A 22893-nucleotide genomic window follows, 5' to 3' on the forward strand; every position below is an offset into this window, starting at 1 on the left:
TCTCGTCAGCGTGTAGTTTTTCGGGTTTCCATCGCTCAAGCTGATATAGCCCAAAAAGCTGCAGGAATTCCTTAGCGCTGCCGGGAACCGGATGGGAGAATGGGCAAAAACCGTACGGCTGCCGTCGTTTGCTTGCCGGTACAAGACTGCTTACAGGAAGCCCGCCATGAAAACAGTTGCGCACATTCTCAAGTCCAAGCCGAGCCAGACTGTCTACACCATCGCCCCGGACAAGCCGGTGCTGGATGCCATCAAGCTGATGGCGGAAAAGCGCATCGGGGCGCTGCTGGTGATGGAAGGCGAAAAGATCGTTGGTATCATGACCGAACGCGACTATGCCCGGAAAGTCGTGCTGATGGGGCGGTCTTCGGTCGATACGCCGGTGCGCGCCATCATGACTTCATCAGTGATGTATGTGCGCCCGGACAACAGCAATGAACAATGCATGGCGCTGATGACGGAAAACCGCTTGCGCCATCTGCCGGTGATCGATGATGGCAAGCTGGTTGGCCTGGTCTCGATCGGCGACCTGGTGAAAGACATCATCTCCGAGCAGCAATTCATCATCGAACAGCTCGAACATTACATCCGCGGCGAGCGCGGTTGAGCGGCCCCGGCCTGCACGAGCACGTATCGCCCGCCGGGGGACGCACCTCGATATGACAGGGCCGCCCGCGCACGGGCAACTACTCCTGGCACCGGCAGCAAAAAACACCTGTTTGGTAGATACTCACGGCTTTCTTCGCCGCCCGGCGGCGAATCAACCCGACAGGATTTTGAATGGTGCATAAAGACGGGCCGTCTCCTTCTTCCGCGCTCGACGCCAAGGCCGAGCCTTTGCCTTCCGAACACTCCCGCTGGTATCTCTTGTTCGCGCTTTTCCTGGTCGGCATCAACCTGCGGCCGGCATTGTCCAGCGTCGCGCCCGTGCTCGCAATCATCCGTGACAGCATCGGCCTGTCTTCGACCGGCGCCGGCCTGCTGACCACGCTGCCGGTGCTGTGCTTCGGCTTGTTTGCCCCGCTGGCGCCGCGCCTGGCAAACCGGCTCGGCGCGGAACGGACGGTGTTCCTCGGCCTGCTGGTTCTGGCGGCGAGCCTCGGCTTGCGGGTATTCGGCGGCATTCCCGGCATGTTCTTCGGCACCCTGGTGGTCGGCGCCAGCATCGGCGTGATCATGATCCTGCTGCCTGGCATCATCAAGCGTGATTTTGCGCAGCAAGCCGGCAGCATGACCGGCGTCTATACCATGGCATTGTGTCTCGGCGCCGCCTTGTCGGCCGGGCTGACCGTGCCGCTGGAAAAAATCAGCGGCAACAGCTGGCGCGCTGCCCTCGCATTCTGGCTGCTGCCTGCAGTGGTGGCGGCTGCGGCATGGTGGCCGCATGCCCGCGATATGCGCAACGAAGGCGCTGGCCGGCAGAGCCGGGTGCAGGGCTTGCGTTCCAATGCACTCGCATGGCAAGTCACGGCGTACATGGGACTGCAATCGGCGCTTGCCTACTGCGTGTTCGGCTGGCTGCCCACCATCCTGATCGAACGCGGCATGAGCCCGCTGACGGCAGGCGGCATACTGTCGCTATCCATCGCGCTGCAACTGGTCACTGCGCTGGGCGGACCGTGGCTCGCCAGCCGGCTGGGGCGCGACCAGCGGCCTTCGATTGCGCTGATGATGGCGCTGAGCCTGGTCGGTTATCTCGGCTGCATCTATGCCGGCCTCGATGCGATCTGGTTCTGGGCCATCCTGCTCGGCCTCGGGCAGGGCGGCTCCTTCAGTATCGGCCTGACGCTGATCGTGCTGCGCGCGCCGAATCCCGCCATCGCCGCTTCCCTGTCGGCGATGGTGCAGGGCATCGGTTACACCGGCGCGGCGCTCGGTCCGCTTGCCTTCGGCCTGCTGCGCGACCTGAGTCACGACTGGAATGCCGCGACCGAGTTTTTCGTGGTGGTATGCCTCGGCGCCCTGATTGCCGGCATGGGAGCCGGGCGCAACCGCTACGTGACCGCCGCCGCTGCGTAAGCGCAACGGCCGTAACCGGTTTCGCTAGGCGGCTTTCGCCGACAGTTGCGGCAATGATGCGATCAGATCGGCGAAGCGCTGTCCCTGGATCATGATGTGGTTGCGCAGCAGGTCAGCAGTCCGCTCGCCATCGCCCGCGACAATGGCATTGACGATGTCTTCGTGCTCGGAATACGAGGTGGCTACCCGGTCGCGCACCCGCAACTGCAGGCGGCGGTAAGGCCGCAGGCGGCGGTGCAGGTTGCGCGCCTGTTCAGCCAGGAAGGTGTTGTGGCTTCCGGCATAAATCTCCTGGTGGAACGCTTCGTTCTGATAGTAGTAGCTATCGGCATCATTGGCGTCGCGCGCCTGCTGGCAGGCCCGGTGCGCCGCCAGCAGCTGTGCATGCTCGGCTTCCGACATCCGACGTGCGGCCAGACGGCCGCACATGGCTTCCAGTTCCGCCATGACTTCGAACATTTCCACCAGCTTCTGCGGCGGGATTTCCGCGACGACGGTGCCGCGACGCGGACGAGTCACGACCAGGCCCAGCGATGCCAGCTGGATCAGCGCCTCGCGAATCGGTGTGCGGGACACGCCGAAGGCATTGGCCAATTCGGTTTCATCGAGATGCTGGCCGGGCTTCAGCTTGCCGACCGCAATCATTTCCTCAATCGAATCGCGCAAGGTTGCAGAACGGTTTTTCATGGAACAGGCTGCGTCCGAGATTGATTTACTTCAAATACAAAAAAGTAAATATGTTTTGACAAAGTATTCTATAGAGGTATTCTTGTATACACAAATAAAGAGTTTGCATAAAAGTTGACTTAAAGTCATCGCGAAGCGAACCTCAAATTCCTATTTCTTACTTGTAGGAGGAGCACATGTCTTTTTTAAAAAGAAGATCCGTTCTTGGCGCAATCGCAGCAAGCCCCCTGTTGTCGGTCCTGCCGGCCTGGGCAGAAACAAACCTGAAGATTTCCCATCAGTTCCCCGGCGGGACCATCAACGAAGGAGACTTTCGCGACCGTCTGTGCCGCATGTTTGCAGCGGAAGTGGAAAAGCGTACCAAGGGTGACCTGAAATTCACGGTGTATCCCGGCTCGTCGCTGATGAAAACCGTGGCCCAGTTCTCCGCGATGCGCAAAGGGGCTCTCGATCTTTCACTGGTTCCACTGTCCTATGCCGGCGGAGAAGTGCCGGAAGTGAATATCGGGCTGATGCCGGGCCTGGTGCCATCCTATGAAGTGGGTTATGCCTGGAAAAACGCCGAGATCGGCAAGGCGCTGACCAAGCTGCTGGAAGACAAGGGCATCGTGCTTGTCAGCTGGATCTGGCAAGCGGGAGGCATGGCGTCGCGCGGCAATCCGGTGATTAATCCGGAAGATGCGAAAGGCATGAAAATCCGCGGTGGCTCGCGCGAGATGGACCTGATCCTGAAGGCGGCCGGTGCCGCGGTGGTGTCTCTACCCTCGAACGAGATCTACGCCGCGATGCAGACCGGCGCCATGGATGCCGCCCTGACTTCGTCGACTTCCCTGATTTCCTTCCGCCTCGAAGAAGTGTCCAAAGCCCTGACGACCGGACGCGGCAAATCCTACTGGTTCATGTTCGAGCCGCTGATGATGTCCAAGGCCGTATTCGATCGCCTTACCAAGGAACAGCAGGCAGCCGTGATGGCGGTCGGCGCAGAGCTGGAGCAGTTTGCACTGAAGTCCGCGCGCATGGACGACAATCAGGTTGCCTCGGTCTACCAGAAAGTCGGCGCAAAAGTGGTTGACCTGAACGATGCGACAGTCAAGAAATGGCAAGCCATCGCGCGCGACACTGCATGGAAAGACTACGCCGCCAAGAATGAGAACTGCGCCAAGCTGCTCTCGCTGGCGGAGAAAATGCTATGAGTCACGGCTTTGAACTGGAATCGGCGAACACACCGCCGGTTCCCGAAAACCTGACGATGGCCGGCGCATTCCATGTTCTGCATGTCATCAACAAGGGATTGCTTGGTCTTTCAATGGTGGCCATGGTACTGACCAGCATCGTCCTGACCTACTCGGTGGTGACCCGCTATTTCTTCAGTGCCCCCACCGACTGGCAGGACGAGGCATCCGTATTCATGCTGGTCGGTGTCACCTTTTTCTGCTCGGCTTACGTGCAGTCGTATCGCGGGCACATCGGGATCGAGGCGCTCGCCCCCTTGCTGCCGCCGGCAGTGAACGCAGTGCGCCTGCTGCTGGTCGACGTTTTCTCGTTCGCATTCTGTGCCTTCTTTTCCTGGAAGTCGTGGACCTTGTTTCATGAAGCATGGCGCGATGGGCAGACCACATCGTCCACACTTGCGCCTCCGCTCTGGATTCCTTATTCCATGATGGCGCTGGGCATGACCCTGCTGACAGTCCAGATTCTTGTGCAAGTGCTGTCCCGAATCACCAGCAAGAAGGGTGGGAAATGAGCGATCTGACATTAGGTGCGTTGTACGGCATCGTTACCCTGCTGGTGATGTTCTCCGGCATGCCGATCGCGTTCGCGCTCGGCGTGGTCTCGGTCGGGTTCATGTATTTCTTCATGCCGGAATCCTCCCTCGATACGGTCACGCAGAACGTCTATGAAGAGCTGGCTTCCATCACGCTGCTCTCCATCCCGCTGTTCATCCTGAAGGGGGCGGCCATCGGAAAATCGCCTGCCGGCCGCGACCTGTATGCCGCGATACATGCCTGGTTGCACAAGGTCCCGGGCGGTCTGGGTATCGCCAACGTGTTTGCCTGTGGTCTGTTCGCGGCGATGGCTGGATCCTCACCCGCTACCTGTTCGGCCATCGGATCGGCTGGCATTCCGGAGATGCGCCGGCGCGGCTATTCGCCGGGCTTTGCCGCCGGCATCATCGCCGCGGGAGGCACGCTGGGAATCCTGCTGCCGCCATCGATCACGATGATTCTGTATGCGGTGGCGGCGGAGCAGTCGCTCGGCCGCCTGTTCCTGGCCGGCATCGGTCCCGGCTTCCTGCTGGTCCTCCTGTTTGCCGGATATGCGGTGTACCGGGCCCGCAAGGAATACCGCATTGCGCTCGATGTCTATCAGCGCGGCGGCGAGAAATCCGCCTACCTCGCCGACGAGCATTTCACGTTCTCACAGAAAGTTGAGATGCTGCCGCGGGTGCTGCCTTTCGTCGTGCTGCTGATCGGCGTCATGGTGGCCTTGTACGGTGGCTATGCCACGCCTTCCGAAACCGCCGGTCTCGGCGCCCTGCTGGCCATGGTACTGATCGCGCTGGTCTACCGCATCTGGAAGCCGAAGGACTTGTCACCCATCCTCGGATCCACCATCAAGGAATCGACCATGCTGCTGATGATCATCGGCATGTCGCTGCTGTATTCCTATGTGATGAGTTACCTGCACATCAGCCAGTCGGCTGCGCAATGGGTGGTCGGCCTGCACCTGTCGAAATGGCTGCTGCTGGCGATGATTCTGTTCATGGTGATCGTGCTCGGCTTTTTCCTGCCGCCGGTCTCGATCATCCTGATGACGGCGCCCATCATCCTGCCCCCGCTCCGAGCAGCCGGATTCGACCTGATCTGGTTTGGCGTCGTGATGACGATCGTCATGGAAATGGGCCTGATCCACCCGCCGGTCGGCCTGAACATATTCGTGATCAAAAATATCGCGCCGGACATTCCGCTGCGCGACGTGATCTGGGGTGTCATGCCTTTCGTCGCTCTCATGTTTCTGGCGGTCGTGCTGCTCTGCGTGATGCCTGAAATCGCAGTCGGCTTGCCGAATGCGATCATGGGAGGACGATAAATGGGCGTGCCTGACCGGGCATGGAACACGCAGCGGGCAAATCGGTCGCAGCGCCTGGAGCGCGCACGTTCCGCCCTTGGGAGCTCGTTGTCGGGCAAGCTGTGTGCAACAGACCGCATTACCGACTTGCTGCACCAGGTGCTGGAACCCGGAGATCGGGTTTGCCTGGAGGGCAATAACCAGAAGCAGGCTGATTTCCTGGGCAAGGCGCTCACTCGGCTCGACTCGGCCCGCATCAATAGCCTGCACATGCTGCAATCGGTGCTGGCGTTGCCGGAACACCTCGACGTCTTTGAGAAGGGCATTGCCTCGCGGCTCGACTTTTCCTTTTCCGGACCACAGGCCGGACGACTGGCGAAACTCACGGCGGCCGGCAAGCTGGATATCGGCGCGATCCATACCTATCTCGAACTGTTCGCCCGCTATTTCATCGACCTCACGCCGCGCGTGGCTCTCGTTGCAGCACAGGCGGCCGACCGCCACGGCAACCTGTACACCGGGCCGAATACCGAAGACACGCCAGCCATCGTGGAAGCGACGGCGTTCAAGAGCGGCATCGTGATCGTCCAGGTCAATGAAATCCTCGACGTGCTGCCGCGGGTGGATATCCCGGCCGACTGGGTCGACTTCGTAGTCCAGGCGCCGACGCCGCATTACATCGAACCGCTGTTCACACGCGACCCGGCACAGATCTCCGAGATCCAAATATTGATGGCAATGATGGCCATCAAGGGCATCTATGCCGAATACGAGGTTCAAACGCTGAACCACGGCATCGGCTTCGATACCGCAGCAATCGAACTGCTGCTGCCGACCTATGGCGCATCTCTTGGCCTCAAGGGAAAAATCGCCCTGCATTGGGCCTTGAATCCCCATCCGGCGCTGATCCCGGCGATCGAGGCCGGCTTCGTCGAATCGATCCATTCCTTCGGCTCAGAACTTGGCATGGAGGAGTACATCCGTGCCCGCCCCGATGTGTTCTTCGTCGGGCCGGATGGCTCCATGCGCAGCAACCGCGCATTCTGCCAGGCAGCCGGGCACTATGCCTGCGACATGTTCATCGGCTCGACGCTGCAGATCGATTTGCAGGGCAATTCCTCGACTGCCACGCTGGGCCGCATTTCCGGTTTCGGCGGCGCGCCCAACATGGGCGCGGATGCGCGAGGACGCCGCCATGCGAGCGCCGCATGGCTGAAGGCGGGACAGCAAGCGCGCAATGGCAAGAAACTGATTCCGCGCGGACAAAAGCTGGTGGTGCAGACAGTCGAGACCTTTCGCGAACACATGCAGCCCGCCTTTGTCGAAAAGCTCGATGCCTGGCAGCTGGCGGAACAGGCCAGCATGGCGATTCCGCCGGTGATGATCTACGGCGAGGATGTCACGCATATCCTGACCGAGGAGGGCATTGCCAATCTGCTGCTGTGTCGCACGGAGGAAGAGCGCGAACAGGCGATCCGCGGCGTCGCCGGTTATACCCCGGTCGGCCTTGCACGCGACAAGCGCATGGTGGATAACCTGCGCGACCGCGGCATCATCCGGCGCGCCGAAGACCTCGGCATCGACAAGCGGCGCGCCACGCGCGACCTGCTGGCAGCCAAGAACATGAAAGACCTGGTGCGCGCATCCGGCGGTCTGTACGACCCGCCCAAACGTTTCAGAAACTGGTGAGTCTCGACATGGAAACCCTGAAATTCCGTTTCGACCGTGGATCCCGCAAAGGCGGCTCGCAGCCGCAGATCGTCGGCGTCGTCAGTTCCGGCAACCTGGAAGTGCTGATCGAGCCGGCAGCGCTGAATGGTGCCTGTGAAATCGAAGTGAAAACCGCGGCCGTCGGATTCGGCACGATCTGGGATGCGGTGATGCGCGACTTCCATGCGCGCTGGCCGCTGGCCGATACCCGGATCTCCATCAACGACATGGGCGCGACGCCGGCGGTGGTCAGCCTGCGCCTCGACCAGGCAGTGGAATCCCTGCTGGGAGCGGCCGCATGAGCAGCTATCTCGAAGCCAGCGCCCGCGAGCGCGTGCAGCAGTTGCTCGATGCCGGTTCTTTCGAGGAATTCCTGCCGCCGGCGATGCGTGTCATCAGCCCGCACCTGGAACAGCTCGGCGCGCCGGTATCGTTCGACGATGGCGTCGTCATCGGGCGCGGCCGCTTGCAGGGAAAAGCGGTATTCGCCGCCGCGCAGGAAGGCGGCTTCATGGGCGGCGCGGTGGGGGAGGTGCATGGTGCCAAGCTGGTCGGACTGCTCAAGCGCGCCATCCAGGAGCATGCCGAGGCAGTCGTGCTGCTGCTGGAAACCGGCGGTGTGCGCCTGCATGAAGCGAACGCCGGCCTGATCGCGGTATCGGAAGTGATGCGCGCCGTGCTCGACGTGCGCGCAGCCGGCATTCCCGTGATCGTGTTGATCGGCGGTGCGAACGGCTGTTTCGGCGGCATGGGCATTGTCGCGCGCTGCGCCAATGCCATCATCATGTCGGAAGAAGGGCGGCTTGCTTTGTCGGGCCCGGAAGTGATCGAAACCGCGAACGGCGTGGAGGAATTCGATTCCCGCGACCGCGCGCTGGTGTGGCGCACCACCGGCGGCAAGCATCGTTATCTGTTGGGCGACTGCCAGCGCATCGTCGACGATGACATTACCGTCTTCCGGCAGGCTGCCGCGGAAGAGATCGAGTTCACCGCCGCAGCAGGTACCGGGCTGTCGCTGTCCGAACTGGAAGCCGAACATGAATTGCTCGACCGCCGTCTGCATGACTTCGGCACGGCAGCCGATTCGATGGAGATCTGGTCCGGTCTCGGCATCGTCGAACCACAGAAGCTGCCGATTCTGGACGGCGACGCCTTCCGCAAAGCCGCAGAACACCACCGGGCAGGAGCGTGACGATGGATTGGAAAACCCTGGCATCAAACCTGTTCCCGCAAGGTCATGACATTACCGAACGCGATTGCTTCCTCTCGGGCACGGCGCAGGTCGGCGACACGACCGTCACCGTGATCGGCACTACCGGGCATACGCCGATCGGCGTCGAGATTGCCTTCGCCCAGGCCACGGCCATCCTGCACACGATGCGCGAGCATCCGGGCCGGGCAATCGTCATCCTGATCGACACCGAAGGCCAGCGCCTGCGCCATCGTGATGAAATGCTGGGCATCAACAGCTACATGGCCCACCTCGGCAAGTGCATCGATCTCGCGCGCCGGCGCGGACACAAGGTGATCGGGCTGGTCTATGACCAGGCGCTGTCCGGCGGCTTCATCACCAGCGGCCTGATGGCCGATGCCTGCTATGCCTTGCCGGATGCGACGATCCGGGTCATGGGCTTGCCGGCGATGGCGCGCATCACCAAGGTGCCGGAAGAACGGCTGCGGGAATTGGCCAAGACCAATCCGGTGTTTGCACCCGGCGCGGAAAATTATTTCGTGATGGGCGGCGTGGAAGCGATCTGGACCGGCGACCTCGCCCAACAACTGGCCCGGGCCCTCGAACACGCGAGCCCGAAAGACAGGCGCAGCCGGCTTGGCGCCGAACGCGGCGGACGCAAGCTGGCGCAGCGGGTGGCGCAGGCAGTGATGTCCGATGGCCATGCTCGCACGACATAGCCTGGTCTGGCTGACCGACGCGGGATGGCAGGAGGCGCAAAACAGCGCGCCGCAAGACTGCCGCGAGATCATCGCGGCGTGGAAGCGCACAGACTGGCCGGCAATTGCGCGGCGCCACGATCCGGAAGCCACGCAGGAGCAAGCTTGCCTCGGCATCGCATTGCCACCGGATTCTGTCGATGGCAGCAAGAAGCGCATCCCAGTGCGCGTATCCCGCTCCAGCATCCGGAAGTCCGATGCCCCTCCGGCACTCGATGCGGTGCTGGCAGCGGCACCACCCGATTGGCGTGAACCGCTGGCTGCGCTCGATGCCAATGCACGGGCAGCCGGCATCTGCCTGAGAGTGTATGGATCGCTTGCATTGCAGGCGTTCACCGGCCAGGCTTATCTCACCAAAGCATCCGATATCGATCTCCTGTTTGCGCCGCACTCTGTGGCGAGCCTGTCACGCGGGCTTGAGTTGCTGCGTACCTATGCCGGCAGCTTGCCTCTGGATGGCGAAATCCTGTTTCCGGCGGGACAGGCTGTGGCGTGGAAGGAATGGGACAGGGCGCAGACTTCGGGAGGCGGCTGCCGCGTACTGGTCAAGGAAATGCAAGCCGTGCGGCTCCGGTCCTTGGATGAGCTGCTGTCGCTACTGGAGACTGCGCCATGGCCGGCATAGCGACGCATGCCATGCAGGTATCCGAATGGATTCGGCCTTACCCGCCGGCGGAAGACGCGCATCGGGAACGGAAGTTGGCCGCAGCTCATGCGTTCTGCGCACGGTTGGGCCGCCTTGCAGTACGCAGCCTCTACGACGAACTCACGCTGTATCCCAAGCCCGGCCTGGTGTCGCTTGTCGACAATGGCAGCCATCGCGACATGAATGCGGAAACTTTCATGCGCAGCCTGTTCGCCTTGCGACACTACTTCATCCGGATTGCCAAAGCGGGCGCGGACGGTGCGGCGTTTACCGAACTCAGGCAGCTCGGCATCGATGCCGAGCAAAAAATGCTGCACGCCACCCGTGGCATCAACACCCACCGCGGCGCAATCTTCTGCCTTGGCCTGCTATGCGCCGCTGCCGGCTATTGCCACGCACATCGCATCCGCTTGTCGCCGCAGGCGCTGCGCGCGGTGCTGCTGATGGAGTGGGGCCAAGCCCTGACCATCCATGCCCGGGCGACTGACGGCAGCTCGCACGGCTTGCAGGTCGCGGCACGGCATGCCGCGAGCGGTGCGCGGGAAGAAGCCGCGCTTGGCCTGCCTTCCGTGTTTGAGGTTGCTCTGCCGGCGCTGCAAAGTACTCTGGAAACGCGCGCCTGCTGGGAGCGCGCACGCATCGATGCACTGTTCGCCCTGATGGCGTACGTCAGCGACACCAATGTGTACTACCGCGGCGGCACGACAGGCGCCGCAATGGTGCGCAGCATGGCGCAGGAATTCCTCGTGCGTGGTGGCACGGCGCATGCTCAATGGAAAACGTATGCGCTCGAATGCCACCGCCAGTTCATCAGCAGGAAACTGTCGCCGGGCGGCGCGGCGGACTTGCTGGCGGCTGCCTGCCTGGTGCACAGGCTGACTTACCGTTTGGGCGGCACGATTGCCGCTGCGTAGTGAAATGAAGCGCTGCAGGTATTCATTCCACGTCGCTAAAGGCATTACGGACGGGAGGAAGCCGCAAGGAGCGCACGCATGAGCCGCCTCGCCATCCTGTGCCCGGGACAGGGCGCACAGCATCCGCACATGTTTGACTTTGCCCACGTCGTGCTTAGCGCCGATGTGGTGCCAGATCATTGGGCGCTGGAACAGGCGCTTGGCATGCCGCTGGATGCGGCGCTGAACGACAAGGCTATGCTTTTTTCCAATCGCATCGCGCAACCCTTGATCGTTGCCGCAACCATGTCCACCTGGGCAGCCATCCGGAACCTGCTGCCACAGCCAGCCCTGGTCGTCGGCTACAGCATCGGCGAAGTGTCGGCTTATGCGATCACCAATGGACTGCAACCGGAAGAGGCCATACGCCTCGCCGCCCGCCGCGCACAACTGATGGATGCCTGCCTTGATCCGGATGCGCCGCAAGCCCTCGTCGCGGTTTCCGGTCTCACCCGGCAAGCGCTAGCCGGCCTACTGGATCAATATGGGTTCGCCATCGCGATCGAAACCGGTGAAGACAGCATCATCGCAGGTGGCCTGGCTGCATCCTTGCCCGCGCTGCAGCAGAAGATCATCGATCTGGGCGGGCACCCGACTGTCCTCCCGGTGGAAATCGCATCGCACACGCCCCTCATGCATGCTGCAGTCGAACCTTTCAGGCAGGCATTGCACCAATCCGGCTTGGCGGACCCGGAGGTGCCCGTGCTGGCAGGAGTACTGGGAGAAGCAGTGTCCCGCAAGGAGCAAGCCATCGCTACGCTCGCACGCCAGCTGGAAGAAACCATACGCTGGAAGGATTGCATGGATGCCTGTGCCGAGGCAGGCATTACTGTCGCCCTCGAACTCGGTCCGGGTTCGGCGTTATCGCGCATGCTGCAGGCGAGACATCCCGATATTGCGTGCCGGTCGATTGCGGATTTCCGTAGCGCCGCGGGAGTGGGGGCCTGGGTTGGACGGCAGTTGGACTGAGCGGGCCGGCAGCATGCCATTTCGATGAAGCGATGTATTGATGGGGTCTGCATCGTTGGCTCAAGTGATATGAATTACACGGAGCCGGAAAAACGAACAAAAGCGTATCCCGGTCTCGGGAAGAGCCTTACTTGCGAAGGGCGCTGGCCGATCCGATTCTTTCCTCTATCAAATCAAGCATGGCCTTGGCCGCTATCGACAGAGGCTGGTCTTTGCGTTTCACCATCAATATGGGCCGCTTCTGTTCAGAGCGCAAAGGAACCGCAACCAGATCCATCTGCCGGAACTGAAACAGCGTTAATTCGGGCACCAGACTGATTCCCAGGCCCTGGCTGACCAAACCTGCGACGGTCGCAAGGTGCTCCACCTCGAACCCAGAGTGGATGGCACGCACCTCCCGCAGCAGGATGTCGACGTGCTGGCGGACGCTTGACGACTTCGCGAGATGTATCACTTCCTGGCCTGCAAGGTCCGTTACCCGAACAATGCGTTTTCTTGCAAGCGGATGGTCATGCCGGCAGACGAGGTAAAAAGGATCGCTGCAAAGCGTCCGCGACTCGAACTCTGCGACATTGGACCCTGGTGCAGTGAGCACGATGTCAGCTTTTCCCTGGCGCAGGAGGGAAAGGCACTGGTCGGACAGCGCGTCATGCAAGGTGACTGCCACGGCCGGGTACAGCTTCTTGTACTCGGCGATGATCTCGGGCAGGCCGTTGGCGGCGAGGGACGGCAAAGCCGCCACGGAGACTCGCCCGCGCCGTCGTGCAACGTAGTCCGACATATCGTCGAACGCCGATTCGATCTCGGCAAGGAGGGAGCGGACCGCTTCAGCGAACAATTCGCCTTCCGGGGTCAATGTGACCTTTCGCGTATCCCGCTCAAATAGCCGTGTCCCGACTTCGGACTCGAGTTTCCGGATCATCACGCTTAATGCCGACTGCGAAGTGTGGCATCGCTCCGCCGCGCGGGTGAAGTGTTTCAGTTCCGCGAGTGCAGCGAAAGCGTACAGAAGGCGCGTGGAAATATTGGCTTGCATGATTAATACTGGAACACGATTAAATGATCAGAAATTTTCATTTTACTTAATCAAACTACCTGGGGAAAATCAGATCATCAATCGTTCGGGGCGTCGGCATTTCGTCCAGCGCCTCCAAAGGGTCTTCATGAAAAGCATCAGAATAGGTTCGGGCGCAGGCTACTCCGGTGACCGCATCGAGCCGGCTGTCGAGCTTGCCGAAAAAGGTGCCATTGATTACCTGATTTTCGAATGTCTCGCCGAGCGCACGATCGCTCTTGCCCAGCGCACCAGGCTGGCCGATCCGGCAGCTGGTTACGACCCCTTGCTTGAGGACCGGATGCGGGCAGTGCTCCCGGCTTGCCGGAAAAGGGGGATCCGCATCATCACGAACATGGGTGCGGCCAATCCGCTTGCGGCGGCGGTAAAGGTGCGGGAAATCGCGGAATCACTGCAGCTTGGCGGATTGAATGTGGCAGCCGTGCTGGGAGACGATGTACTGGATATCGTGCGAAATGGCGACTATACAGACGATACCGGGCGCCAGGTCGGCGAGCTCGGCGAACGCCTGATCTCTGCCAACGCGTATCTCGGAGCCCAGCCGCTGGCTGATGCGCTAGAACAGGGAGCCGACGTCATCATTACGGGCCGCGTCGCGGATCCATCCCTGGTCCTTGCGCCGCTCATCCACGAATTCGGCTGGGCGATGGACGACTGGCATCGTCTCGGACAGGGAACCCTGGTCGGCCACCTGCTGGAATGTGCCGGGCAGATTACCGGCGGCTATTTTGCGGATCCCGGCTACAAGGATGTTGCTGGCCTGGCCCGCCTCGGATTTCCGATCGGAGAAGTGTACGAGGATGGCACTGCCATCATAACGAAGGTCGACGGAAGCGGCGGGCAAGTCACCACCGCAAGCTGCAAGGAGCAGATGCTCTATGAGATCCACGATCCTCGCTCGTATTTGACGCCGGATGTCGTGGCCGATTTTTCCGGCGTCGATATTGCGCAAGTCGGCCCGGACCGGGTTCGCGTCAGCGGGGCGACGGGGCGCGCCCGGCCGGATAATTTAAAAGTGTCGATCGGCTACCTCGACAGTTACATCGGAGAGGGCCAAATGTCCTACGCCGGGCCGGGCGCTTTGGCTCGCGCCCGGCTGGCGCTCGACATCGTGGCTGAGCGCTTGAAGATCATAGGCTTGCAGGCGAGTGAAGTCCGCTACGACCTTCTTGGCGTCAATGCAATGCACGGAGAAAAGTTGTCCTCCGGCTCGCAGGAGCCGTACGAAGTACGCATCCGGGTGGCAGGTCGGACTGAAAGCCTCAAGGAAGCGATGCGCGTCGCCAACGAAGTCGAAAGCCTCTATACCTGCGGCCCCGCAGGCGGCGGTGGCGCAACGAAATCGGCGAAAGACATCGTGGCAGTGGTTTCCACGCTTTTGCCGCGCGATAAAGTAAAAGCGTCAGTGCACATCGAGGAGGTTCCGGATGTTATTGCGTGAGATCGCCCATGCTCGTGCGGGCGACAAAGGAGACATCTCCAACATATCGCTCATCGCGTATGAGCTCAAGGATTACCCCCTGCTCGAAAAATATGTGACTGCTGCTCGCGTCAAGGATCACCTCTCAGGAATCGTGCACGGCACGGTGGAGCGCTATGCCTTGCCCGCGCTAGGCGCCCTGAACTTCGTGATGCACCACGCGCTTGCTGGCGGCGTTACCCGTTCGCTTGCGCTCGACGCGCACGGAAAGACCTTAAGCTTTGCCCTGCTCAGCATCGAGATACCCGAACCCGGCCAGCCTGATAGCTGATGATTGGCGGGCTAACTCCTGCAACTCCCCATCACAATCCTACAAAGGAGACAAACATGAAGTTCACCAAGCTGCCTTATATCGCGATGTCGTCGCTTTGCCTGGCGTTGCTGGCGGGTCCAGCGGCTGCAGAATTCCCGGAAAAGCCGATCCGCTTTGTCGTGCCGTTTGCTTCCGGAACAGCAACCGACCAGCTCGCGCGCGCACTGGGACAAGCCATTACCCAGGAAACGAAGCAGCAGGTGATCGTCGATAACAAACCCGGCGGCAATGGCTTCATTGGCGCGAACGATGCGGCCCGCTCGGCGCCGGACGGATATACCGTGTTTATCACCACCAACACCACCCACGCGGCCGCAGAGCATCTCTTCAAAAAGCTCCCCTACGATCCCGTGAAGGACTTCGCTCCCATTACTGCATTGGGCAAGGGTGGGCAAATGATGGTCGTCAACGCTCAGTTTCCCGCAACAAGCGTCAAAGACGTCATCGCCATGGCCAGGAAAGAACCGGGAAAGATCACGTTTGGCAGCGGAAGTTCATCGAGTCGGATCGCAGGTGAACTATTCCAGCAGCTCGCTGATGTGAAATTGCTGCATGTTCCATACAAAAGCAACACATTCGCCATCACTGATTTGCTGGGCGGGCAAATCGACATGATGATCACGGACACGGCTACCGGCCTGCCCCATGTAAAGAGTGGCAAGCTGCGCGCCTTGGGCTACTCTGCAAAAACCCGGTCGCCGCTGGCTCCTGATGTCCCGACGATTAATGAGGCCGGCGTGAAAGGCTACGACATCGGATATTGGTTTGCGGCGTATGCGCCAGCCAAGACTCCACAAGCGATTGTCGCGCGGCTTAATGAATTCCTGACGAAGGCTGCCAAGAGCCCTGCTGCAAAATCGGCGTTCTATGCCCAGAGCGGTGTGGAGGTTTTCGTGACAACACCCGAAGAGCTTGCCCAGTTCCAGGCGGAGGAAACACGGAAATGGGGCGAGATCATCAAGAAGGCGGGAATTGAAAAGGAATAAGAGCGCCTTGAACTGCTTCCTTTCGCGCTGCTGATTCCGCAGCTGGAAGGTTATTGCAAAAGCAGGGAGATCGGATCTACCCTGCCTTCCTTGAGAGGCGGCCTCAAATGGCCGCCGCAATCGCCTTCCCTCCGCCGTCGTAATTTGCCATGCCGCCCAAATCTGGCGTGCGCGGCCTGCATGCTCTTAAAAGGCAAAATTCCGAACCATCGACTACGTGCTCTTTGTACAGCTCTGGGTTACCGGCAGCAGCGAGTCTGCCTTTCCAATCCATCTCTGCAGGAGTCACGACCCCGGACTATAATCTGCCCGTTCCCTGCCGTTCCAGCCCGATCATCTTGCCACCCACTTCCTCCCATACGCAGGTGTCCAGACAAACATCTGCGCGATCCCGCCTTGTTGGCTCCGTCCGACGCCGCGCGCGCCACACCCTGAGGTTCTCCCGCCACGGCATTCGCTATGCGGTCTTCCTGGCCGGCGCAGCATGCGTCGCCCTGGTGTCGATGTCCTTTGCCTGGCTGGCTGAAAAGGCGCTCGACGTCAACCTCCTTGTCACGCATGCCTATTGGTGGAGCAGCTTGCTGATGCTGCCGCTCGGCTTCGCCGGCTTGCGCTGGCTGACGGTTCGCTATGCGGCACAGGCGCGCGGAAGCGGGATACCGCAGGTGATCGCGGCGATGGACATGCCTTCCCGCAGCGACCAGCAGCGTCTGCTGGTCTCGCTGCCGCAAGCGCTCTGGAAGATCGTGCTCACTGTCAGCGGCCTGGCGATCGGCGCTTCGATCGGCCGTGAAGGCCCTTCGGTGCAGGTCGGCGCCGCAGTCATGCTGGCATGGGGAGTATGGTTGCATGAAAAGACGCGCGCAAACAGCAACTTGCGCTTCGGTTTCCGCACCGACGCCCTGATTGCCGCCGGCGCGGCAGGCGGGATCGCCGCCGCGTTCAACACACCGCTGGCCGGCGTGGTGTTCGCCATCGAGGAGTTGGGGCGCGGCAGCGTGGTGCGCTTTGACAGGCTGGTGATGGCAGGTGTGCTGACGGCCGGCTTCCTGACACTCGCACTCCTTGGAAACAACTCGTATTTCCGCGTCGACCATACTTTCCTCGCGCTGAGCACCGATTGGTGGGGCGTATTGCTGGCGGGAGTCGTGAATGGCGTGCTTGGCGGGCTGTTCGCGCGGCTTCTGTTGCGTGGCGCGCCGGGCCTCGTGCCTGCCGGGTGGCGCCACTACACGCAGCAACATCCCATCGTGGTGGCAGCGGCATGCGGTCTGCTGGCTGCGCTGCTTGGCCTCGTCGCGCATGGCAGCACATACGGTACCGGCTATGCGCAAGCCTCGTCACTGCTCAACGGCCGCGAAAGCGGCAGCGACCTGTTCGGCATTGCGAAACTGGCCTCGACCGTGCTGGCCTATGTCGCCGGTCTGCCTGGCGGCATCTTTACGCCCTCGCTCGCCATCGGTGCCGGCATCGGCGAACATCTTTCAGCACTGTTACCCGGGCATTTCTCGCCCGGTATGCAGGCCCTGTTGTGCATGGCAGGTTTCCTCGCCGCTGCCACGCAGGCGCCGATCACCGCGACTGTCATCACGATGGAAATGACGCGCTCGCAAGACCTGACGCTCCTGCTCCTGGCGGTGACGGTAGTCGCCTCCTTCGTCTCGCGTCAGTTCTGTCCGCGCCCGTTCTATCACAGTGCCGCCCGCAACTTCCGCCGCGAAGCGGTGACATTGGTACGCGCGAGCCAGGAAACGCGACTGGATCGGCACGGTTAGCCGCGCCGGCTTTGCGGTTACATCCTCTAGCTGCGGACTGGGTCAGTCTGCAGCTACCGACATCATGGTCATGGTGCCGTCATCCGGATGAACCGACGGCCGATCTGCATTCAGGCGCAACCAGAAACTTCCCTTGCCTGTTCAACATCGGCGTCAACAAGTCCGGCAAGACGTAGGTAAGGCAAGCACAGGCGCCAAGTCAGTCAAGGCCCGCTGGCTGGGATTACTGCGGAATGGTGCCTCATGGCCGACAGCAGTCGTGAAAAATGTCCAAGGCACACAGGATGGTGTACCGCTGCACCGGGTATGCGGCAAATCCGAAGGCCGACCGAACCATTAACAAAGCAGGAGCTTGATGCATTCCGGGCCAGCCATCTTCTCGATACATGCGAAGAGCGGCGGGCAGGACGTCTCCCCGCTGCTTTTCTCAGCAGTCGATTTCAAATCGCTGCCGCAATTGCCTTCCCTACCTCCGTCGTATTCGCCGTGCCGCCCAGGTCCGGGGTGCGCGGGCCTTCCACCAGGCTCTTCTCAATCGCCTTGATGATCGCGTCATGCGCGGCAGTGTAGTTCTGGTCGCCGTTCCCGAGGAAGTCGAGCATCATTGCGCCGGACCAGATCATGGCGATCGGGTTGGCGATGTTCTTGCCGTAGATGTCGGGAGCGGAGCCGTGCACCGGTTCGAACAGCGAGGGGAAGGTGCGCTCCGGGTTCAGGTTGGCCGACGGTGCAATGCCGATGGTGCCGGTGCAGGCCGGGCCGAGGTCGGAGAGGATGTCGCCGAACAGGTTGGAGGCGACCACGACATCGAAGCGCTCCGGGCTGAGCACGAAGCGGGCGGTCAGGATGTCGATATGGTATTTGTCCCAGTGCACGTCGGGGAAAGCCTTGCCCATCGCTTCGACGCGCTCGTCCCAGTACGGCATGCTGATCGAGATGCCATTGGACTTGGTGGCCGAGGTCAGGTGTTTTTTCGGCCGGCTTTGCGCGAGCTCGAAAGCGTACTTCAGGATGCGGTCGACGCCCTTGCGGGTGAATACGGCTTCCTGCAGCACGGTCTCGCGCTCGGTGCCTTCGAACATGCGGCCGCCGACGGAAGAGTATTCGCCTTCCGTGTTTTCGCGCACCACGTAGAAGTCGATGTCGCCCGGCTTCTTGTTTGCGAGCGGACAGGGCACGCCGGGCATCAGTCGCACCGGACGCAGGTTCACGTATTCATCGAAGTCGCGGCGGAACTTGATCAGCGAGCCCCACAGCGAAATATGGTCGGGTACGGTGGCAGGCCAGCCGACCGCGCCGAAGTAGATGGCTTCGAAGCCCTTGAGCTGCTCGAACCAGTCGGGTGGCATCATTTCGCCATGCTTGATGTAGTAGTCGCAGTTGGCCCAGGCAAACGTGGTGAATTCCAGGTTGATGTTGAACTTGCGGGCGGCGGCCTGCACGGCGCGCAGGCCTTCCGGCATGACTTCCTTGCCGATGCCGTCGCCGGCGATCACGGCGATCTTATGAGTTTTCATGGTCGTATTTCCCAAGAGTAAAAAGGCAGAATAGGGGAGAGGATGACTGGCGAGGATGATACTGCACATGATTGGCAATATAATGCGCCGTCATGTAATGCAACCAATCACGAATCGTGAACAATCGACCTCTCCTGGAAGACTTGCGCCTGTTTTGCATCGTGGTGCGCAAGCAAAGTTTTGCCGCATCGGCGCTTGAGCTGGGAGTGTCCAAAGCCTTTGTCAGCAAGCGGATCGCGCTGCTGGAGGCATCCCTGCAAGTGAAGCTGCTGCACCGGACCACGCGCAGCGTCAGCCTGACCGAGAATGGCGACATCGTGCAGCAGTGGGCGCAGCGCATCCTGGAAGACGTCGACCAGATGGCTGAAGCCGTCTCCAGCGCGAAGCTCACGCCGCGCGGGTTGCTGCGGGTATGCACCAGTTCCGGTTTCGGTCGCAACCGGGTGTCGCCGGCGATCTCGGCATTCGCCCTGAAGTATCCGTCGCTGGAAATCCAGCTCGAATTGCTGGACCGGCCGGTGGATTTGATCGGAGAAGGTTTCCACTTGGATATACGCATCGGCGAAGTGCATGAGTCGAACCTGATTGCCAAGCGCATCGCGCCGAATGCGCGTGTGCTGTGCGCCTCGCCTGCCTATCTGAAAAAGCATGGAACGCCGAAAGCGCTCGCCGACCTGGTCAGCCACCGCTGCATCGTGATCCGGGAGCGCGACCAGGATTTCGGGCGCTGGAAGCTGAGCGGACCCGACGGGACAGAAACGGTGCGCGTTGGCGGCCCGCTGTCGGCCAACAATGGCGAACTCGTCCACCGCTGGGCCATAGACGGGCACGGGATCATCCTGCGTTCGATCTGGGATGTCGGCCCCAGCCTGGAAAACGGCGACCTGGTCCGGGTGCTGCCGCAGTATCGGCAGGAAGCGGACGTCTGGGCGGTTTATCCCTCGCGGCTGTCGAGTTCGGCCAAGGTCAGGGTATGCGTCCAGTTCCTGGAACAGTGGCTGAACAAGCCCGCAAGGCGCTCCCGCTGACCGGGCTTGCATTGGCGGCGATAACGAAGTATTAATTCTTATCAGAGACGCGGCCTGCAGAAGCTTTGAAGATAAGCAGTGCAGCGGCTCCGGACTGGCATACAGCCGCTTCTCATGAAAGGAGGCTCACATGTATCGCAAGATCCTGGTCGCCTACAATGGCACCCCCGAAAGCCGTCTCGCTTTGCAGGAATGCATACGCCTCGAGCCCGGCCCCGCGACGGAAATCCATTTGCTGGCGGTGATCACGCCGCAGCCGGTGCTGCTGATCGGGGAATTCGCGGCTGCAGCCATTCCCAGCGAAGAAGAGGAGCGGGCGGAGCGGCAGGCGATGGAAGACGTGCTGGAATCGGGGCGCAGCTACCTGGCGGACGCCGGCCTGCGTGTGCAGACCCGTCTGGAAACCGGTGAGCCGGCCGACATCATCGCCAATATGGTCAACAGGCTGGGAATCGATCTGGTGATCGTCGGCCACTCGCGCCACAAGCCGTTTGCCCTGCGCTGGTGGCGCGGCTCCATGGATGCCCTGCTGGTGGAAAAAGTGCGCTGCAGCGTGCTGGTGGCGGGGGATCCGCAGCGGTCCTGATGCGGCAGCCATCGTTCTGCCGTCAAAGCGTTCAGAGAGTCGGCTTCGACGGCTTGAGCGAAGGTGCCATCGAAATCAGAACCAGCACGACGGCAAGTGGAACGGTCGAGGAAAAACCGACATACTTGAATCCGAGCGCGCCTGTCAGGCCTCCGGTGAAGAAGGAGACGATCAGGGAGGAATGCACGACCAGCCGTTTCCGGTTCGCGAGTACCAGCTGCTGAGTTCCGCTTCCGCTGCGATTCCAGTACAGGAGCTTCCCCAGTTCGATGCCGAAATCCGTCACCAGCCCGGTGAGATGGGTGGTGCGGATTTCCGCATTCGAGATCTTTGTCACCAGGGCATTCTGCAATCCCATGACATAGCACAGCAGGACGGTCGTCAGCGACACGCTCACTAATTCATGCAGCTGCAGCCTGGCGCCGACAAATCCGAACACGAGCAGCAGCAGTGCTTCGATGATCAGCGGCGTGGTGTAGATATTGGTTTTGCCGTTTCGCTTTGCATAATTGACCAGCAGTGCCGTGGTTGCCGCGCCGGAAACGAAGGAACCGAGGGAGAGAAATCCGGCCGCGGCAAGGGCGATATTGCCGAGGACTAGATTGTCCGCGGCTGATGACACGATTCCCGTCATGTGGGAGGTGTACTGTCCGATGGCGAGGAAGCCCCCGGCATTGACGGCGCCGGCGACGAAGGCAAGGCAAATACCCAGTTGAAGATTGGCACGCGCGCTGCGCTCGGGGGAAATGAGGCGGCTCAGATAAGCAACCGGCATGCTATTGCTGGAAATGATTGCGTACGGACATTGCGGTAGTGTACGCGCCGCAAAGCAGGCCTGTCCATCCAGAGGCGGCATTTCTTCGGCCGGGGCCGCATGCAGTCATGGTTCACCGGACCGCTTAACAAACTATCAATCCAAACCATCAACCATGAACGACAATGCCCTCCCTGTCTCAAGGCTTCGCCTCGCTGTCACGCTCTGGCTTGCCGGCGTGCCGGGCATTCTTGCCGTCGTGCTGTTCTGGCTACCCGGCTTGCTGGCTGGCCGCGTGCTTTCGCTGACGTCCTGGGCCATCCTGACGCTGAGCGGCTTGCAGACTGCAGTCCTGCTGGCCGTCGCCGTATGGGTGGGAGTTCGGTTTGGCACAAGGGCTGACTTGCATGCACCTGCGTTCGAGGCCTTGGTCGCTTCCCGGCCGCTGCTGCCGGCCTTCCTTCCCCAATTGCGGCCAGGCTTGGTCGGCGGGCTGGCGGGTGCCATCCTCCTGATCCTGTTCAGCCAGCACGCTCCTGCTGAACTGGCGTCCGCACCGGAGAGGGCCGGCATGCCGCTCTCGGTACGCGTGCTGTACGGTGGCATTACGGAAGAGCTTTTGCTGCGCTGGGGATTGATGTCATTGCTGGTGTGGCTGCTGTGGCGCATTCTGCAACGAAGCCGCCCCGTGCCTGGGGCGTTCTCTGTACTGCTGGCGGTGCTTGCCAGCGCCCTGTTGTTTGGAGCAGGGCATTTGCCGGCAGCGCATGCGGTCGCCGGCAGCCTGTCTCCTGCAGTAATTGCCTATGTCGTCGGTGGCAACGCCTTGTTCGGTATCCTGGCCGGCTTCCTGTTTTGGCGTTTTGGGTTGGAAGCTGCCATGCTGGCACATGCATTCGCCCACCTTCTTGCCTACTGGCTTGCTGCCACGTGACCGCGTCACGGGTCGGGCCGTGTACGCAGTGCGGCAGCTTCAAGGCAGCTGGTCTGCCGAATGGGAGGGAAACTGCCAGGTCCGGCTCATATGATTGAGCCAGTCGCCGCAGCCCGAATGCCGCGCGGCCCAATCCTCAGTCAGCCTGGCTATGAAGAGCACATCATCCGTGCGGATGAATCTGCTCAGTTCATCCCGAATTTGTGTTGCAGTCTTGTTGGTATCCAGCAGCCAGACCGGCTCCATGCCATGGCAATGCGTAAATTTTTGTAAATGCTGTGTCAGGGGACGGTAATCGTGATCCTGCCCTTTCAACACATAGCTGACCAGTATCACTGCCATTTTCTTCTGCTTTTCTCTCTGTTAGACGGGGTTGCGGGGCAAGTCACTTCGATGCCCTTGCGAGCGGGCGCTGATTGCATCATAGAGTGGCCAGATACGC

At 61.1% G+C, this 22893-nt stretch carries 24 protein-coding genes; 19 read left to right on the forward strand and 5 right to left on the reverse strand.

Features of this window, described 5'->3' with window-relative positions; genetic code table 11:
* Window positions 1-166 precede the first annotated feature (166 nt).
* Both HGHM_RS16155 and HGHM_RS16160 read left to right on the forward strand, forming a co-directional pair.
* A complete protein-coding gene (locus HGHM_RS16155; RefSeq protein ID WP_019142594.1) occupies window positions 167-607 on the forward strand; it encodes a CBS domain-containing protein in 441 nt (146 codons plus the stop codon).
* A 173-nt stretch (window positions 608-780) separates the two neighbouring features.
* Window positions 781-2019, forward strand: a complete 1239-nt coding sequence (locus tag HGHM_RS16160; protein ID WP_019142595.1) for a CynX/NimT family MFS transporter — start codon at window positions 781-783, stop codon at window positions 2017-2019.
* 24 nt (window positions 2020-2043) lie between these two features.
* Here HGHM_RS16160 and HGHM_RS16165 read toward each other — a convergent pair whose 3' ends face one another.
* Window positions 2044-2706 (reverse strand): GntR family transcriptional regulator, encoded by a 663-nt coding sequence (locus tag HGHM_RS16165; RefSeq protein ID WP_019142596.1) that lies wholly within the window; start codon window positions 2704-2706, stop codon window positions 2044-2046.
* 176 nt (window positions 2707-2882) lie between these two features.
* Here HGHM_RS16165 and HGHM_RS16170 point away from each other — a divergent pair, with 176 nt between their 5' ends.
* The 10 genes from HGHM_RS16170 to HGHM_RS16215 all read left to right on the forward strand — a co-directional run bounded on the left by HGHM_RS16170 (window position 2883) and on the right by HGHM_RS16215 (window position 12003).
* Window positions 2883-3899: a TRAP transporter substrate-binding protein gene (locus tag HGHM_RS16170; protein ID WP_026076107.1), complete on the forward strand. Its 1017-nt coding sequence runs from the start codon at window positions 2883-2885 to the stop codon at window positions 3897-3899.
* Window positions 3896-4450: a TRAP transporter small permease gene (locus HGHM_RS16175; RefSeq protein WP_019142598.1), complete on the forward strand. Its 555-nt coding sequence runs from the start codon at window positions 3896-3898 to the stop codon at window positions 4448-4450. The genes HGHM_RS16170 and HGHM_RS16175 overlap by 4 nt, the downstream gene beginning before the upstream one ends.
* On the forward strand, window positions 4447-5796 hold the full coding sequence (locus HGHM_RS16180) for a TRAP transporter large permease (RefSeq protein ID WP_019142599.1): 1350 nt from the start codon (window positions 4447-4449) through the stop codon (window positions 5794-5796). The genes HGHM_RS16175 and HGHM_RS16180 overlap by 4 nt, the downstream gene beginning before the upstream one ends.
* Window positions 5797-7464, forward strand: coding sequence for a malonate decarboxylase subunit alpha (gene mdcA / locus HGHM_RS16185; protein ID WP_019142600.1), 1668 nt, complete (start codon window positions 5797-5799; stop codon window positions 7462-7464).
* Window positions 7465-7472: 8 nt separating this feature from the next.
* Window positions 7473-7787 carry a malonate decarboxylase acyl carrier protein gene (mdcC, locus tag HGHM_RS16190; RefSeq protein WP_019142601.1) on the forward strand — a complete coding sequence of 105 codons (315 nt, stop codon included), beginning with the start codon at window positions 7473-7475 and terminating at the stop codon, window positions 7785-7787.
* The gene (locus HGHM_RS16195) at window positions 7784-8677 is read left to right on the forward strand and encodes a biotin-independent malonate decarboxylase subunit beta (protein WP_019142602.1); all 894 of its coding nucleotides are present in this window, start codon (window positions 7784-7786) and stop codon (window positions 8675-8677) included. Before mdcC ends, HGHM_RS16195 begins: the two co-directional genes overlap by 4 nt.
* 2 nt (window positions 8678-8679) lie before the next feature.
* Window positions 8680-9396, forward strand: a complete 717-nt coding sequence (mdcE, locus tag HGHM_RS16200) for a biotin-independent malonate decarboxylase subunit gamma (protein WP_019142603.1) — start codon at window positions 8680-8682, stop codon at window positions 9394-9396.
* Window positions 9380-10060: a malonate decarboxylase holo-[acyl-carrier-protein] synthase gene (gene mdcG, locus HGHM_RS16205; protein WP_245549287.1), complete on the forward strand. Its 681-nt coding sequence runs from the start codon at window positions 9380-9382 to the stop codon at window positions 10058-10060. The genes mdcE and mdcG overlap by 17 nt, the downstream gene beginning before the upstream one ends.
* Window positions 10048-10995, forward strand: coding sequence for a triphosphoribosyl-dephospho-CoA synthase MdcB (mdcB, locus tag HGHM_RS16210; RefSeq protein ID WP_019142605.1), 948 nt, complete (start codon window positions 10048-10050; stop codon window positions 10993-10995). Before mdcG ends, mdcB begins: the two co-directional genes overlap by 13 nt.
* Window positions 10996-11073: 78 nt before the next feature.
* Window positions 11074-12003 carry an ACP S-malonyltransferase gene (locus tag HGHM_RS16215; RefSeq protein ID WP_019142606.1) on the forward strand — a complete coding sequence of 310 codons (930 nt, stop codon included), beginning with the start codon at window positions 11074-11076 and terminating at the stop codon, window positions 12001-12003.
* 127 nt (window positions 12004-12130) lie between these two features.
* Here the strand turns inward: HGHM_RS16215 and HGHM_RS16220 are convergent, their stop codons facing one another.
* A complete protein-coding gene (locus HGHM_RS16220) occupies window positions 12131-13039 on the reverse strand; it encodes a LysR family transcriptional regulator (RefSeq protein ID WP_019142607.1) in 909 nt (302 codons plus the stop codon).
* 127 nt (window positions 13040-13166) lie between these two features.
* Here HGHM_RS16220 and HGHM_RS16225 point away from each other — a divergent pair, with 127 nt between their 5' ends.
* The 4 genes from HGHM_RS16225 (at window position 13167) to HGHM_RS21610 (ending at window position 17632) form a co-directional block, all read left to right on the forward strand.
* On the forward strand, window positions 13167-14519 hold the full coding sequence (locus HGHM_RS16225; RefSeq protein ID WP_019142608.1) for an acyclic terpene utilization AtuA family protein: 1353 nt from the start codon (window positions 13167-13169) through the stop codon (window positions 14517-14519).
* On the forward strand, window positions 14506-14829 hold the full coding sequence (locus HGHM_RS16230) for an AtuA-related protein (protein WP_019142609.1): 324 nt from the start codon (window positions 14506-14508) through the stop codon (window positions 14827-14829). Before HGHM_RS16225 ends, HGHM_RS16230 begins: the two co-directional genes overlap by 14 nt.
* A gap of 56 nt (window positions 14830-14885) precedes the next feature.
* The gene (locus tag HGHM_RS16235) at window positions 14886-15857 is read left to right on the forward strand and encodes a Bug family tripartite tricarboxylate transporter substrate binding protein (RefSeq protein WP_019142610.1); all 972 of its coding nucleotides are present in this window, start codon (window positions 14886-14888) and stop codon (window positions 15855-15857) included.
* 503 nt (window positions 15858-16360) lie between these two features.
* Window positions 16361-17632, forward strand: coding sequence for a chloride channel protein (locus HGHM_RS21610; RefSeq protein ID WP_019142611.1), 1272 nt, complete (start codon window positions 16361-16363; stop codon window positions 17630-17632).
* Window positions 17633-18072: 440 nt separating this feature from the next.
* On the opposite strand, the gene HGHM_RS16245 is transcribed toward HGHM_RS21610, so the two are convergent.
* Window positions 18073-19149 (reverse strand): tartrate dehydrogenase, encoded by a 1077-nt coding sequence (locus HGHM_RS16245; protein ID WP_019142612.1) that lies wholly within the window; start codon window positions 19147-19149, stop codon window positions 18073-18075.
* A 116-nt stretch (window positions 19150-19265) separates the two neighbouring features.
* On the opposite strand from HGHM_RS16245, the gene HGHM_RS16250 reads away from it, so the two are divergent.
* Together HGHM_RS16250 and HGHM_RS16255 are read left to right on the forward strand one after the other, a co-directional pair.
* Window positions 19266-20177, forward strand: coding sequence for a LysR family transcriptional regulator (locus HGHM_RS16250; RefSeq protein ID WP_020693859.1), 912 nt, complete (start codon window positions 19266-19268; stop codon window positions 20175-20177).
* 130 nt (window positions 20178-20307) lie between these two features.
* Window positions 20308-20763: a universal stress protein gene (locus HGHM_RS16255; protein WP_019142614.1), complete on the forward strand. Its 456-nt coding sequence runs from the start codon at window positions 20308-20310 to the stop codon at window positions 20761-20763.
* 31 nt (window positions 20764-20794) lie between these two features.
* On the opposite strand, the gene HGHM_RS16260 is transcribed toward HGHM_RS16255, so the two are convergent.
* Window positions 20795-21538, reverse strand: a complete 744-nt coding sequence (locus tag HGHM_RS16260; protein ID WP_019142615.1) for a YoaK family protein — start codon at window positions 21536-21538, stop codon at window positions 20795-20797.
* A 154-nt stretch (window positions 21539-21692) separates the two neighbouring features.
* Here HGHM_RS16260 and HGHM_RS16265 point away from each other — a divergent pair, with 154 nt between their 5' ends.
* Entirely contained in the window at window positions 21693-22451 is a 759-nt protein-coding gene (locus HGHM_RS16265) for a CPBP family glutamic-type intramembrane protease (RefSeq protein ID WP_019142616.1), read from the forward strand.
* 39 nt (window positions 22452-22490) lie between these two features.
* Here the strand turns inward: HGHM_RS16265 and HGHM_RS21615 are convergent, their stop codons facing one another.
* Window positions 22491-22787, reverse strand: a complete 297-nt coding sequence (locus HGHM_RS21615; protein WP_148415705.1) for a hypothetical protein — start codon at window positions 22785-22787, stop codon at window positions 22491-22493.
* Window positions 22788-22893: the final 106 nt, after the last annotated feature.

This window comes from Noviherbaspirillum massiliense JC206 (assembly GCF_000312045.1).
In the GTDB taxonomy this organism is placed as follows: domain Bacteria; phylum Pseudomonadota; class Gammaproteobacteria; order Burkholderiales; family Burkholderiaceae_D; genus Noviherbaspirillum; species Noviherbaspirillum massiliense.